The organism is Sphingomonas sp. S-NIH.Pt3_0716 (assembly GCF_003950715.1).
Classification (GTDB): Bacteria; Pseudomonadota; Alphaproteobacteria; order Sphingomonadales; family Sphingomonadaceae; genus Sphingobium; species Sphingobium yanoikuyae_A.
This window is the reverse complement of record NZ_QLJK01000021.1, coordinates 1-12,485: the sequence shown is the minus strand read 5'-3', so window position 1 is coordinate 12,485 and position 12,485 is coordinate 1. Positions and strand designations below refer to the sequence as shown.

Here is a 12,485-nt window from a genome sequence, read left to right as displayed (position 1 = left end):
CCAACCTCAAAACATGCAGCAGTTGCGCTTGCGCCAGAGCAGATACCCAAAGTCCTCGCCCCCCACCGGGAAGGCGCGACCGGCGTCTGGCGGCAGCGTGGACGCCCCGATCGTCGAGCAGGCGAACTTGCCGCTCACGGTCGGCGTCGGGTTCGTCATCTGGATGCGGTATTGGGACTTCTTGAGGATCGGCATGACGTACTTGTTGCAGAGCGCCTTGGACCCTGCCGTCCCCCATGCGAGGCCCTGCCGGTGCATCTTGAAGAGCAGCCGCTCGGCCGCGAGGCGCGAGGACTGCACCGGCGAATTATGCGCCGCGATGTTGCCGTTCATCGGGAACATCGACCCGTTGCACCCGGAACACCAGAACATCTGATCGATCGGCAGCGCCGCGGTCGCCGCCGCGCAATCGGCCGCGCATGCCGCGACCGCGATCGGATTGTTGAACAGCGCGACCTCGGGATTGATGAGCGTCGTCAGTACATCGTCGTTCCAGAGCGGATCGATCTCGGTCATGTAGGCGACGTCGAACGAGGCCTGCTCGAAGCACAGGAAGTCGGTGAGGATCTCCATCCAGTAGAGCAGCGGATAGACGTAATAATGGGCCTGCCAGTTGGCAGAGTTCTGCGTCGTGCCGCCACCGATCCGGGGGCCGGTATATTGGCCTTGCCCAATGTCGAGACCCGGATTGAGCCGCAGCCCGCCAAGGTTGGGAAAGCACCAGGGCTTGGTCGTGACGTCGACGAGCCGCGCCGGTTCCCAAAAGCCGATCGAGATGCCGATCCGGGGAACAGGCGATCCGCACGCGCAAACGGGCAACGACGGATTCTTCGTGTCGGGCCGGCTTCCCGGCCAGATATGCGCGCCGCCGATCGACAGCGGAAACAGGCAGGACCAGCACACATCGGTCACAGGGTTTACGAACTTGCCGGTGCAGTTGGCAGGCAGCGCACTGGCGGGCGCGGACCATGCAGCGAGCGCGGCCAGGAACGCCAGAAGGCCCACAAGACGCCGCATCATGGCAATGGCTCCTCACCTTCGCTCTTGCGAACCCTCGCGTCGAAATAGGCATTGTCGGCGCGGTTCTTGCGCACGACGTAGAGCGGCACGAGGATGACGAGAGCGAGGACAAGTCCCGCGATCATGCCCCCTGCCCCCGGTCCGAACAGAGCGTGGAGCGGTCGGATCGCGGGCACGGCGAGCGCCAGTGCAAGCGCGGACCACAGGATCGACAGGCGCATCGCCTTGAGGCCCGGCGTTTCGGGCGCGGCCATCGGCGTCCTGAGCATGTCGAGCCACATCATGCGCCCGCTCCCGGCATCTCGATCTCGCTGATCCTGAGCACTTCCCCCTGGGGCGCTACGACAGCGGGAACATGCGCGATCCCGAAATGGCTGGTGAGCTTGCCCTGCTGGTCGAAGAAAAAGCGGCGCTTCTTCTCGCCCATGCGATCGAAGGGAGACCCGGCGACGAAAATGATTTTGGCGTTCTGCGCGCTCCAGCGCTTCATCGCCCACTCCACCTGTGCGTCATCGCGCCCGTCGATGAACACAAGATCGGTCTTCATCGCCACGAACGAGAGCGGATTGACCCGCTGCCCCGCCTGCGCGACGAGCCGACCCTTCTGATCGCGCACGTCCTGGTCGAGCACGATCGAGGGATCGAAGGTCCAGCTGCGCGCCTCGCGTACCGCACCGATCCCTGCAACCGGCAACGGATTGCGCACCCGCTCCTGCGCCTTGACGCGCAGCGCCGCCTGCATGCGCTCGATGCTGCCATCGGCCTGCATGGTCTTGAGACGCCGGTCGATCGTGTCCAGAAGATCGGGTTCGACGATCCCCCAGGTCTGTCCCATCACCCCATGGTCATGGGCCAATGCGCCCTCGACGACAGGCCAGGCAGAGCTGGCGACCAGTGCGATGGCGAGGAAGCCACCGGCAAGGGCGACCTGGCGGATCACAGGATCGGCGTCCCGGTTCCGACCAGCTGCTTTGCGCAGGCAAAGCCGATCTCGGCATAGCGGCTGTCGAACCCGTCGGGATGGGGCGTGCCGACATAGTAGCAGCCCTCAGGAACGCGCCCGACAGGCCCCGGTGTCAGGGGTTCCCCGGTGCGCGTCAGCGGCTTCATGTGCGCGACGCGGACGCCGTCGACATAGACATACGCGCCGCGATGCTCGACCAGCGAACCCGCCATCCCGATCACCCGCTTGCCGAACGGCCCTGTTTCCGGTCCGAAATGACGACGGACCAGAGCGTTGTCGGGCGGCACGAAGAACACATAGTCGCCTTTGGCCGGCGTCTTGCCGCGCGCGACGAAGAAGGCCCAGTTGGGCAGGCTCTCCGAGGCGTTGATCATGAAGGCGTGGCTTTGCTGCCAGGCACCGAGCGCATTATACCCCGCCCATGCGCTTGCCAGCAGCGCCACAGCGCTCCACTGGCGCACGCGCCGCGCGATGAGGGCCTTGCGGGCGAGCGGATCGCCCTCCCCTGCCGCACCGCTCACCGCGCCCGCAGGCGCGAGCCTGTCAGTAGCCGCCGCCATTGAGGCCTCCCTGCGCGGGCGGTGCGACCGTCGCTTCGACAGGCGAGACCGGTGCCGGGCCGAACGGCGAACCCTGGGGCGCTGGCGCCGCCTGAACCTGCGCGGACGGCGCGACACTTCCGGAGGCTGATGGAAGCATCGCGCCGACCGCGGGACCGGAGGCGGGAGCCGGCGCGGCCGCAGGGAGAGGCACGCGCGCGAAAACCGCCTTGCGGATCTGATCGGTGATATCCGGGACATTCTTGGAGAGGACCGCTTCGCCCACAAGGACGGTGGTGCCGCCCGCGCCGACCTTGCGCAGTTCCTCGTCGAGCGTACCCATGAATGCCCGCGTCTGGGCCGCAACCTGCTCGGGCGGGCTGTTGCTGTGGCTCTGGGCCTGCACATATTCCGACACGATCCCCTCGAGCCGGACACTTGCCATCGGCACGGTGGCAGGGGGCGTGAGCAGATGCTTGGTCACCCATGCGCCCCAAAGCAGCACCGCCACGATAAGCGCGGCTGCGACATAGGCGATCCTGGGCAGACCCTCGGGCTTGCGGCGCACGGCCTTCGCACCCGTGCCGCGCGCCGGCGAAGCGGGCGTGGCCTCGGGATGGATCGCCAAAGGGACAGGCGCGGGTTCGCCGGATACGGGGGCCGCTGTGGACCGATCGAGAACGTCAACCATGCCGGGTGCCTTTCGTGGAAGTGACGATCGCGAGCAGCAGCTTGCCGCGCAGCAGCGCGACCACGCCGAAGGCGACGATGAAGGTGAAGAAAAGCTGGTCGCCGAACACCGCACGGCGCGCGCTGTCAGCCGCGACGAAGTGCGTGCCGAGATTGGCGACCTGCGAGAAGAAACCGATCGCGGTGAAGTCGCCGAGCATCAGGAAGAAGAGGATCGCGACCCCGAAGGTCGCAAGCAGCGTCATCGCCATCCAGCCCGACGTGCGCAGCAGCACATAGCACATGTCCGCGAACGCCCGGGCGAACGCGCGCTTCCAGGAAAAGGGCGTCGGCGTCTTCCAGTCGGTGTCGAAAGGCGTGAGCGCGTTCATTCCGCCGCCTCCATGAGAGGCGTACCGATCGGTTTGCCGATATATTCCTCGGGATAGGCGACCCGCTCGATCGCCTCGTCCATCGAGCATCCCTGCTCGATCAGATGCTCGATGTCGGCAAAGGTCTGAGGGCTGGAAGAGTAGAGCGTCGCGGAATATTTATCGAGCACGAGGCGACCGACCGCCATCGAATCCGGCCCCTTGATCATGATGTCGGAATATTCCGCGCCGTTGCGCTTGAGCGAGCGCAGCAGGCTTTCGGTGTAGGGGTCCATGTCGAACCGGCCATGCTTCTGGAAGTCCGAAATCGTGTCGGGCTTCTGCATGAGGATGACCGACCAGTCGGAATTCTCGAGCGCGGCAAGGCTCCCTTCCGACTTGTAATAATCGTTCAGGCTCTGCGTCGCGGTGATGAGGGACGCGCCATATTTCCGGCAGGTCCGGCTGTAGGTTTCGACGAAATCGGCCATCGATCCGCCGCGCAGCATCTGCCACGCCTCGTCGATCAGCAGCGCCTTGGGGATCTGGCGATCCATCCGGCGCATCGTCTGCGAGGACATGAACATGATCGCGGTCAGCACGACCGAGCGCAGTTCCTCGCGGCTCGAGAGGTCCGACAGTTCGAAGACGGTGAGCGCGTTCGACATGTCCACCGACGCCTCGCCGGTAAAGAAGCTGCCATAGGTGCCCGCACTCGAGAACGGGAACATCGCGATCGCCAGATCCTGGCCCTGCGGCGATCCGTCGGTGCGCAGCGCCTCGACCACATCGTCGACGCTGCCCCCCCGCCCCTTCGCTTCCCAGACCTGATTGACCGCGCGATCGATAAGGCCGCGCTCGGTATCGTTGAGCTTGTCGATGTGGCGACCCATCTGACCGACGATCGACTTGAGCATCGCGAGCGCGTCGATGAGATAATCCTCATCCTGCGCGACCAGCGCCTCGTCGATCATCGAGAAGGGATTGAGGCTGAAGCCGTCGCGCAGGCGAAACTCGACAAAATTGCCGCCCAGGCTCTTGGACATATGTTCGAACGAGCGGCCATCGTCGATCACGATGATCTTGGCACCGACCCCGGCGAACGCCGCGCACAGTTCCTGAAGCGCGACCGACTTACCCGACCCGGACTTGCCGAACACCGCGACATTGTGGTTACCCGCCTTGTTCTCGAAGGGCGACCAGAAGAAGGGCTGGCCGCGCCGTCCGATGAACATGAGGTGCGGCAAGCCCCCGCCCAGAAACTCGCCCTGGATCGGCAGCATGTTCGCCGCGGTACTGGTGAGCATCGTGCGCAACCGCTTCATGCGCTTGAGATCGCTGTCGAGGCCGTTGCCCAGCGTCATCGGCAGGCACGACATGAACGCCATGATCTGGAGAAAGCGTTCGTCGAGCAGGTCCCAGCCAGCGGCCTTGTACATCGACTTGACGGTGCGCTCGTTGGCATCGCCCATCCCCTTGGGGCTGATGATGCCGACCGCATAATAGGCCTGCACCAGCTTCTTGCCGAGGCGCAGTTCCTGGGTGACATGCTCCCATTCGCGGCTCTGGTCCTTGAGCTGCGGCAGCAGGCGCGCCGACTTCGAATCCGCAAGGCTCGACGTGCGCATGAACTTGTAACCCGCCTTGGACGAGGCGGCCTGCTCGTCCTGATAGCACAGGCACAACGAAGTCAGCGTCGGACAGCCAGGGCGCAGCTTGTCGGAGAACATGTCACCGATCAGCTTCTGCACGTCCCACGGTGCCCAGCGGTTGGGAAGATTGCGAACCGAGAAGAAGCGATAGTCGAACGTGTCGGGTCGGATCTCCTCATACTGGGTCTCACCCGAAAGACTGGTCACGGCGCGCAGCGGCTCGACCGAAACGAGCAGACGATCGGCGTGGACGACGGTCTGGACGTCGCGGCGCACGCACTGGTCGGCAATCGGATCGAGGTCGGAATATTCCGATACCTGGTCCGACACGTCGAACGCGGGCGCGGTAATGTCATCGATCAGCGCAATGAGATCGACCGGCTTCATTCGCGTGGCCGGCATGTCGATCGACGCCAGGGTCGAGACGATACTGTCGCGCACGCCAATCAGTTCTTCGGGTGTCGCTTTCGACGCAGCGATCGACACCGACAGAAAGATGCGATGATTGCGGACATGGAAAGGCCCGTCCTTCGACATCGAGACCCATGCCCCGTGCCGCAGGAACGCCGATCGCCGCTCCGCGATCTTGCGATGCACGCCGCCGGCCTTGAACCGTGGCAGCGCATATTGCGCGATCAGCGCGCCCACGCGCGGGCTCTGGAACGAGAGAAGCTGGACGCGCGCGCTGGGCGGCACGCTCTCGGAAAGCATCTGCGCGAGGATCTCGCCGGTGCGCTCATCGGCCCCCATGAGCGGCGCCAGCTCGAGCGCGAACGCAAGGCTGTCGGTCTGGTAGAACAGATCGTTGCGCGCGTCGAAGCTCCGATAGGGCAGCCATTGCGAGAGCATGGGCGCGCCGTGCGAGGGCGTACCCTGATCGGGGCCGCGTGTGTCACCCAGCAGCCGCGCGATGAAGCCTGTCTTAGCGGCCATGGCTCAGTCCTCCACGCGCGGAGAGAACGAGGCAGGCCGGTTCGCCGGGTTCCCCGAAGCGAATTCCGGCGCATTGCTTTTGGGCTTGGCACCGACCGGTGCCGGCGCGGGGGTTGCAGCCCGTGCAGCGACCGGGACCCCCTTCCCTGCCGCCGCCTCTCGCGCCTTGGCGCGCGCGGCTGCGACCGCCGCGGCGGTCGGGGCACCCACAGCGCTCGCCGGCGGTACTGCCACGACCGGCGCGGTCGCCGGGACTTCGACAGGTGCCGACGCGGACGGCGGGATCGGCGTACCGAGCTGCGAGAGGATCTCGGGGCTGACGTTGAGGACCTGCGTCGCGGCAAGGGCAGGACCGTGCCCGTCGGTCGCGGCGAGCCATTGGCCGTTATCGACCACGGCCTGCACGACGCTCGTTTCATGATAGCGCCCTGCCCCGTCGACATGCGCGGGAAAGACGATGCGCAACACCTTCTGCGGACCCACACCCGACGCCTGCGGGGTCGCTGCATAGGCGATGCGCTGCGGCCCCGCCTGCCGCAAGGGCGCCTGGAAGGGACCTGCGGGACGATAGCTCGTCTCGCCGCTGATTTCCGCGAGCGCCTTGTCGTCGATCACGGTTGCGGGCGCACAGCTGCCCCCTTGCGGGGCACCGCACGCAAAGCTGCCCTTGATGTTGGTCCCGAAGGTCGTGCACCCTGCCAGCAGCACAAGGCTCGTTGCCATCGCGATCGCGACCCGCCGGGTGCGGCCTCGCGGGCGATACTGGGACACCGGACAGTCCGGCAGACGGATCGCCGAACGGCTCATGACCTTGCTCCCTTCAACCATGCAAGAAGTTGCGCCTTGGGCTGGAACCCCTCCATCACCGCGCCATCGGAGCGCACGAGAACGGGCGTGCCGTTGAGACCGTGCGCCTTGGCGAACGCCTCATTCTCGTCGAGACCGCTGGTGTCGCACTTGCCCGTCCCTGGCACCGGGTCCTGCGCATAGGCGGCGCGTACCGCTGCATGCCGGTCCTTCGCGCACAGCACGCGATCGGCGACGTCCCGGCTTCCGAGCACCGAGATCGGCCGCTCGATCACGCGCACGTTCATCGTCTCGAGCGTCTGGCTGAGCGCCCGGCAATAGCCGCAATGGAAATCGGAAAAGACAGTGACGCTCTGGGACCCCGAACCCCATATGATCGCTCCCTTGTTCGAGAGCTTCGAAAGGTCGAGCGTGCGGACGGCCCCCCGTTGTTCCGTCACCCGCGCCCCGTTGCCGGGCGCAGAAGGCTCGGGCGCATCGGCTGCCGCATTGGCGCGCGCCGCGCCGCCCACCAGCATGTCGGGGTTGAGCGCCAACAGGCGCGCTGCCGTCAGGTCCTGCCGGGTTTCCATGTCATAGACCCGGCCGATCACGAGATAGCGGGCCGACTTGTCGACATAGAAGAGATTGGCGCCGGCGGTAACTTCGCACAGCCCCTCGATCTTCGTGCAATCGATCCCGGTGATCGGCGTCTTGGGGAGCCGCTGCTGGAGCGCGGCCTGCACCTGCGGCCCGATCGCCGGCTCCGCGCTGCCGGTCAGCATCATCGCCGCGCTGGCCGCGACGCCAAGCAGAATATTCTGTGTCATAAGCATATCCTTTCGGCCCGAGGCTCAGTTCTGGATGAAGACGCCTTCGAGGAAGACGATCTCGACATCGATGCCGGTCGGCATCTCGATGATCGGCTGATATTGCTCGGCCCGCTCGATCAGATATTTGCTGACCATGTCGGCGGACTGGGCGATGCCGTTGCCCAGCCCGGCCTGTGCGATGTCGCCCAAGCCGATCTGTTCGCGCTTCCCGTTGACCGTCACGTTGTTGCCGGTGAGGAGCGAGTTGGTGTTGGCCGAGAAGCCGCGACCGAAACCACCTGCGATACCGGCGATGAAGGCCTGGCCGACAAGCCCGCCCTCGCGGCTGACCACCCGCCCGCGCACGCCGGTCTTGCCGGCAAAGCTGATGAAGCCCTTGACGTCCGAGACCGCGAAGCGCCCATTGGCCTGCGGACAGGTCATCCGCTGGAGCTTCACATAGACCTTCTCCGAGGAGAGGTCGCCGCGTGCCGCGCCGTTGATGACGCAGCCCTCGATCCGGGTCGTGAGCAGCTTGCCGTTGCTGTAAACCGAGCGCGCCGGCCCTGTGATCCGCAGCACGACGGGAAGCGGATCGCTCTGCGACTGCACCCCTGCCGACGCATCGACGCCGACGATCACCTTGGCCTTCGCGATCGAATTGGGCGGCAGATAATTGGGGCTGTCGGTATAGCTGGTCGTGCCACCCGAAATGCGCGTCGCCGTTCCGCTCGGCCCGCCCTCGAACGAGACGAGCTTGATCGAGCGCGACTGCGACACCGCGGCAGCGGCCGCCTCCCCTGCGCTCATCGGTGCGCCCGGACCCCGATAGTTGGGCTGGCCCATCGGCCCGTACATCTGCGCGGGCGCCGGCGCAGGGGGCGCGCTCGACCGCTGCGCAAGCTGCTGACGAAGCTGGTCGTTCTCCTGCTGGTAAGCGCTCATCACCCGCTGGCCATCTGAGGCCATCGACTGTTTCTCGCCCTGGAGCGCGGCGATCTGCGCCTGAAGCTGCTCCATCTGCGCGCGCTGGCCGTCGACACCCTTCAACTGGTTGTTGATCGACTGCATCTGCGCTTCGGATGCCGCCTGCCACTCCCGGTCCGACATGTTCCGGTTGACCATGTCGTCGGTGGTGATCTTGACGACCTTGTCGTCTGCGCCCGACGTCTTGAGCTTGGTATCGTCGCCCATGACGTACCAGGACCCCAGCACCAGTGCGAGCGCGCCGCCGCAGCCAAGGTAGAGCAGCTGCTTCTTTCGGACGGCGTCGTTGCCGGCCATCAGTTCGCCCTCGCCTTCTTCAGGCTCGGCATCGAGTTGCTTGGGTTTCCTGCCGGGGAAAAGGTCCTTGAGGCTCATGGCCGCACTCCGTTGGCGAGGCCCGACGGCGTGACGATATACGCTGTGGTGACTTCACCGGGTTTGAGGTTGGGATTGGCGACCGATACGGCGATCGCGTTCGACGGCGCGATCGTTCCTTCGCCCAGCGCGACAGGCGATCCGCCCTTGTTCTCGATCCGCAACACGCGCCCTGCGAGCGCCGTGCCCCGATATTCGGTGAGCATCTGCACCTTGAGCGACCCCACCATGACCGGATCGGTAACCGCGGGGCGGACGTCGAAGCCCTCGAGCGGGGCTTGCTGGAACATCGCTTGGACGAGCGTGGCGGACGCTTCCTGCGGCGTGGTGTCGGCCTGTGCGACCGCTGTCTGCGCCTCGCCTGCGATATCCTTGTTCTCGACGAACACCTGTTGCGCGTCGTCGCCTGCAAGGCGGCAGCTGAACTTGTAGACATACCCCTTGGAGGTCGTGCCGAAGAAGGAGACGTTGGCCCGCGAATAGGCTTCGGGAACAGAGACGTAGATGTCGCCGCGCGTCGGCTCGTTGACGACCGTGAAATCGTCGCTCTCGACGCCGGTGGTCAGCTTGGAGACACTGGCAAAGCGGTCGTCCTTGAGGCTGATCCGTGTGAGGCCGGACTTGGAAAGCGTGCAGGAAACCTCGCTATTGTCCTTTGCAAGCAGATGCTCGTCGGCAAAGGCAGGCGCAGCGAGCGCCATTCCCCCGACCAGGATCATGCCTGCGCCGACGAAGCGCGAGAGCGAGCAGACGCGGGAGGCGATCGCCGTCCCGCCTCCGATGAGGCCAAATGCGATCAGGGGCGTCATGCCTCGTCTCCGGTTGCAGCGTCGTCCTTGTCGACCTTGGTGACCATGCCGAAGCCCTTCAGCTGAAGGGACAGGCCGCGATAGGACCAGTAGAAGCGGAAGGTTTTCGCCTCGGCAGTCACCGCCTTGGAGCCGACGACGGTATGCAGCGTGCCGGTCACTTCCGAGGTCAGGTTCTCAGGATCAACCTTCATGCTGGCGAGCGTGAAATACTGGCTGATGCTCGACCCGCGCTGTTCGCTCAGGATCTTCATGAGATCGCGCTTGAGCGAGCCGTGACTTTCGGGCGTCGCGATCTTGAGGATCGACTCCATCCAGTAGTCGAGATTTTCAGGCGAGCGGTTGAGCGTCATCAGCGCGGTGTCGCGCGTGACCATCTCGAGATACTCCCGGCTGACCCCGCTCGAGGACAGCGTCAGGGGCGTGCGGACGATAGGTTGAAGGACGATCTCGCGGTCGCGCGTCGCGCCGACCAGGAAGAGGATGACCACGAGGCCCGCGAGAACCAGCGCCACGATGCCGAGCATGTTGCGCTGCTTGAGAACCCGCTGCGACTGCGCGAGACCGACACTATAATCCATTTCAGCCCACCATCACGCGAAGGTGGGAGGGTGGCGTCGCCTTGAGACCGGTAAAACTCGACGGCAGGTGCCAGTAGGCCATGTGGAGAATCCACGATGTGGCCTTGCCGGCTTTGAGCTTTCGGAAGCCCCACCATCCGAGCAACGAGACCATCAATCCGATCACGACGTGCTGCGAAAGGATGCCCCAGATGAAGGGGATCGCCATCGCGAGGAACTCGTCCAGCGTCCAGAAGCCGATCAGCTCCGGATCGTCGAGATGCGAAGGGATGGTATACCTGTCCATAAGCGCTCACCGCCCTCCCAGCGGTTGATCCCAGTCGGTCCTCAGATCGTCGCGGTGACGGTCGAGGTGACGATCGGAATGCCGGTGCCCGCACCGACGCCGACGGCGACGGGAACGGCCACCTGGCCGAGGCTGAAGCGACCCGACGCAAGCGCGACGATGCCGCCGGCAAGGCTCATCACGGTGATGATCTTGCCGCCCGAGCCCTCGAGGAAGTCCGTGAACTTCGTGAGCGCGGTATTGAACGTGGTGTCGGTGCCCGCAAAGGCCGCCGAAGCGCCCAGGATCATCACGCAGGCGATGATCGCAAGGCCAAGAAGGATACCGTTGATCTGGTTACCCTTCGGCATCGAAAGTGCAGTCATGCTCTTTCCCCTTGGAAGACGACGCACAAGCACGTCGTCTCCGTTAAGAGGATATAAACTCATGGTGATCGCAAGTATTAAATCATGGTGTGTAATAGAATTACACTAAATGGTGTAATAGGATTACACACCTGTGTAACCAGGTTACACACTCCACATCATTGACGAGCAAACAGTGTAAAATTTTTACACTCTTCGTTGCGATGTGGAAACGTATTACCAGTTCAGGTGCATTCCCGAAATTTTCGTTCGCTGAAATATTTTTATTACTGCGGCAAACTTTCTTCTGTCTGCGCTGGCGGGCGTCCGCTTACAGCGGTATCAATCGCCTCAATGTCCCAAGCCCTATATACCTTTCGCGTTAGCGACCGCGTTTTCCGCCTCACCGCCGATGCGATCAGGGTCTATTCCCTTAAGACCGGCCAATTCGAGACGGTTTCCTCGACTGCCATACATGGTCTCGGAATTATTGGAGAAATGCTCGATTTCCGACAAATCTGGCGGTCGGCGAGCGAGCGTGACGAGACAGGTGATTATCGCATAACGCTGCGTATCAATCTTCGAGACAAACCCGCCTTCCAGGCCGCGAGGGAGGCCATCGCGAAGGCGACCGGCACAGTTCCTCCAGTTCGGTTCGTCTTTGTCAGCGCTCTTCTCGCCGTGTTTGAAGGAACCGATTCCTAAATCTGCGATGAACGGTGATTCACATGGGATTGACAGAACCGACTCATACGGCTGTATGATACCCCCCTAACCGGGGGTGCCATGCCATGAGCGACCGGAGTATCGGGTCACAAGAAAGCGTCAAACGCCAGGAGTGCTTCAGGCGCCTCTTTCTTCACGAGTGGAGACGACGCCGGATCACGAACAAGGAAATGGCCCGCAGGCTCGGCCGCAGTCTCAGCCTGATCAACAAGATCAAGGCATGCAATGCCGCTGTTACCCCGGTCATTCACAATCAACTCGTCGCTGTCCTCGAGATCGATATCGACGTTGCATCTTTCGCCATCGACATACTGGGGAAGCCCGAACTCTATTTTGACCCGGGTTTCCGGCAGTTCGTTCGCTGGATCGTCGACGTCGCGTCCAATTATGACAATGCGGGTGAGGAATGCGCCACGTTCATGGCACTTGCCAGCGAGGTTGGATCCGCACCGGGCGCGCCGTCTATCTTTCAAAAGCTGTTAGGCGACATCCAAAGCCCGGTTGCTACAGCATCATGAGTCGAGCGCGGTGTTGAAAGCAGATGTCTTATGACTATCCTGCCCCATGCCCGAAAAGGACTCGACGACAAGGAGCGCACGGTCGATGCGTCGCAAAAAGCTGCGTGAGGACG

The 12,485-nt window shown here is 63.8% G+C and carries 16 protein-coding genes; 2 read left to right on the top strand and 14 right to left on the bottom strand.

Features of this window, described 5'->3' with window-relative positions:
- Positions 1-6: 6 nt before the first annotated feature.
- The 14 genes from traU to BRX37_RS16820 are packed head-to-tail and all read right to left on the bottom strand — an operon-like array spanning position 7 to position 11,074.
- Positions 7-1,020 (bottom strand): conjugal transfer pilus assembly protein TraU, encoded by a 1,014-nt coding sequence (gene traU, locus BRX37_RS16885; protein ID WP_069338495.1) that lies wholly within the window; start codon positions 1,018-1,020, stop codon positions 7-9.
- Positions 1,017-1,304 carry a hypothetical protein gene (locus tag BRX37_RS16880; protein WP_069338496.1) on the bottom strand — a complete coding sequence of 96 codons (288 nt, stop codon included), beginning with the start codon at positions 1,302-1,304 and terminating at the stop codon, positions 1,017-1,019. The genes traU and BRX37_RS16880 overlap by 4 nt, the downstream gene beginning before the upstream one ends.
- Positions 1,301-1,960, bottom strand: coding sequence for a type-F conjugative transfer system protein TraW (gene traW, locus BRX37_RS16875; RefSeq protein WP_069338497.1), 660 nt, complete (start codon positions 1,958-1,960; stop codon positions 1,301-1,303). The genes BRX37_RS16880 and traW overlap by 4 nt, the downstream gene beginning before the upstream one ends.
- The gene (locus BRX37_RS16870; RefSeq protein WP_069338498.1) at positions 1,957-2,544 is read right to left on the bottom strand and encodes a S26 family signal peptidase; all 588 of its coding nucleotides are present in this window, start codon (positions 2,542-2,544) and stop codon (positions 1,957-1,959) included. Before BRX37_RS16870 ends, traW begins: the two co-directional genes overlap by 4 nt.
- Positions 2,528-3,214: a TrbI F-type domain-containing protein gene (locus BRX37_RS16865; RefSeq protein WP_069338499.1), complete on the bottom strand. Its 687-nt coding sequence runs from the start codon at positions 3,212-3,214 to the stop codon at positions 2,528-2,530. Before BRX37_RS16865 ends, BRX37_RS16870 begins: the two co-directional genes overlap by 17 nt.
- Positions 3,207-3,584, bottom strand: coding sequence for a hypothetical protein (locus tag BRX37_RS16860; protein WP_069338500.1), 378 nt, complete (start codon positions 3,582-3,584; stop codon positions 3,207-3,209). Before BRX37_RS16860 ends, BRX37_RS16865 begins: the two co-directional genes overlap by 8 nt.
- Entirely contained in the window at positions 3,581-6,148 is a 2,568-nt protein-coding gene (gene traC, locus BRX37_RS16855; RefSeq protein WP_069338501.1) for a type IV secretion system protein TraC, read from the bottom strand. Before traC ends, BRX37_RS16860 begins: the two co-directional genes overlap by 4 nt.
- Before the next feature lie 3 nt (positions 6,149-6,151).
- Positions 6,152-6,955: a conjugal transfer protein gene (locus BRX37_RS16850; protein WP_069338502.1), complete on the bottom strand. Its 804-nt coding sequence runs from the start codon at positions 6,953-6,955 to the stop codon at positions 6,152-6,154.
- The gene (locus tag BRX37_RS16845) at positions 6,952-7,764 is read right to left on the bottom strand and encodes a DsbC family protein (protein ID WP_069338503.1); all 813 of its coding nucleotides are present in this window, start codon (positions 7,762-7,764) and stop codon (positions 6,952-6,954) included. The genes BRX37_RS16850 and BRX37_RS16845 overlap by 4 nt, the downstream gene beginning before the upstream one ends.
- A 24-nt stretch (positions 7,765-7,788) precedes the next feature.
- Positions 7,789-9,108 (bottom strand): TraB/VirB10 family protein, encoded by a 1,320-nt coding sequence (locus BRX37_RS16840; RefSeq protein WP_125988427.1) that lies wholly within the window; start codon positions 9,106-9,108, stop codon positions 7,789-7,791.
- Positions 9,105-9,917: a type-F conjugative transfer system secretin TraK gene (locus BRX37_RS16835; protein ID WP_069338505.1), complete on the bottom strand. Its 813-nt coding sequence runs from the start codon at positions 9,915-9,917 to the stop codon at positions 9,105-9,107. The genes BRX37_RS16840 and BRX37_RS16835 overlap by 4 nt, the downstream gene beginning before the upstream one ends.
- Positions 9,914-10,498: a type IV conjugative transfer system protein TraE gene (locus tag BRX37_RS16830; RefSeq protein WP_099231087.1), complete on the bottom strand. Its 585-nt coding sequence runs from the start codon at positions 10,496-10,498 to the stop codon at positions 9,914-9,916. The genes BRX37_RS16835 and BRX37_RS16830 overlap by 4 nt, the downstream gene beginning before the upstream one ends.
- 1 nt (position 10,499) lies before the next feature.
- The gene (gene traL / locus BRX37_RS16825; RefSeq protein ID WP_007406330.1) at positions 10,500-10,784 is read right to left on the bottom strand and encodes a type IV conjugative transfer system protein TraL; all 285 of its coding nucleotides are present in this window, start codon (positions 10,782-10,784) and stop codon (positions 10,500-10,502) included.
- A 41-nt stretch (positions 10,785-10,825) separates the two neighbouring features.
- Positions 10,826-11,074 (bottom strand): hypothetical protein, encoded by a 249-nt coding sequence (locus tag BRX37_RS16820; protein ID WP_234792482.1) that lies wholly within the window; start codon positions 11,072-11,074, stop codon positions 10,826-10,828.
- Positions 11,075-11,482: 408 nt separating this feature from the next.
- Between BRX37_RS16820 and BRX37_RS16815 the strand changes: the two genes are divergently transcribed.
- Together BRX37_RS16815 and BRX37_RS16810 are read left to right on the top strand one after the other, a co-directional pair.
- On the top strand, positions 11,483-11,833 hold the full coding sequence (locus tag BRX37_RS16815) for a hypothetical protein (RefSeq protein WP_069338508.1): 351 nt from the start codon (positions 11,483-11,485) through the stop codon (positions 11,831-11,833).
- 86 nt (positions 11,834-11,919) lie between these two features.
- A complete protein-coding gene (locus BRX37_RS16810; RefSeq protein ID WP_125988425.1) occupies positions 11,920-12,372 on the top strand; it encodes a hypothetical protein in 453 nt (150 codons plus the stop codon).
- Positions 12,373-12,485 lie beyond the last annotated feature (113 nt).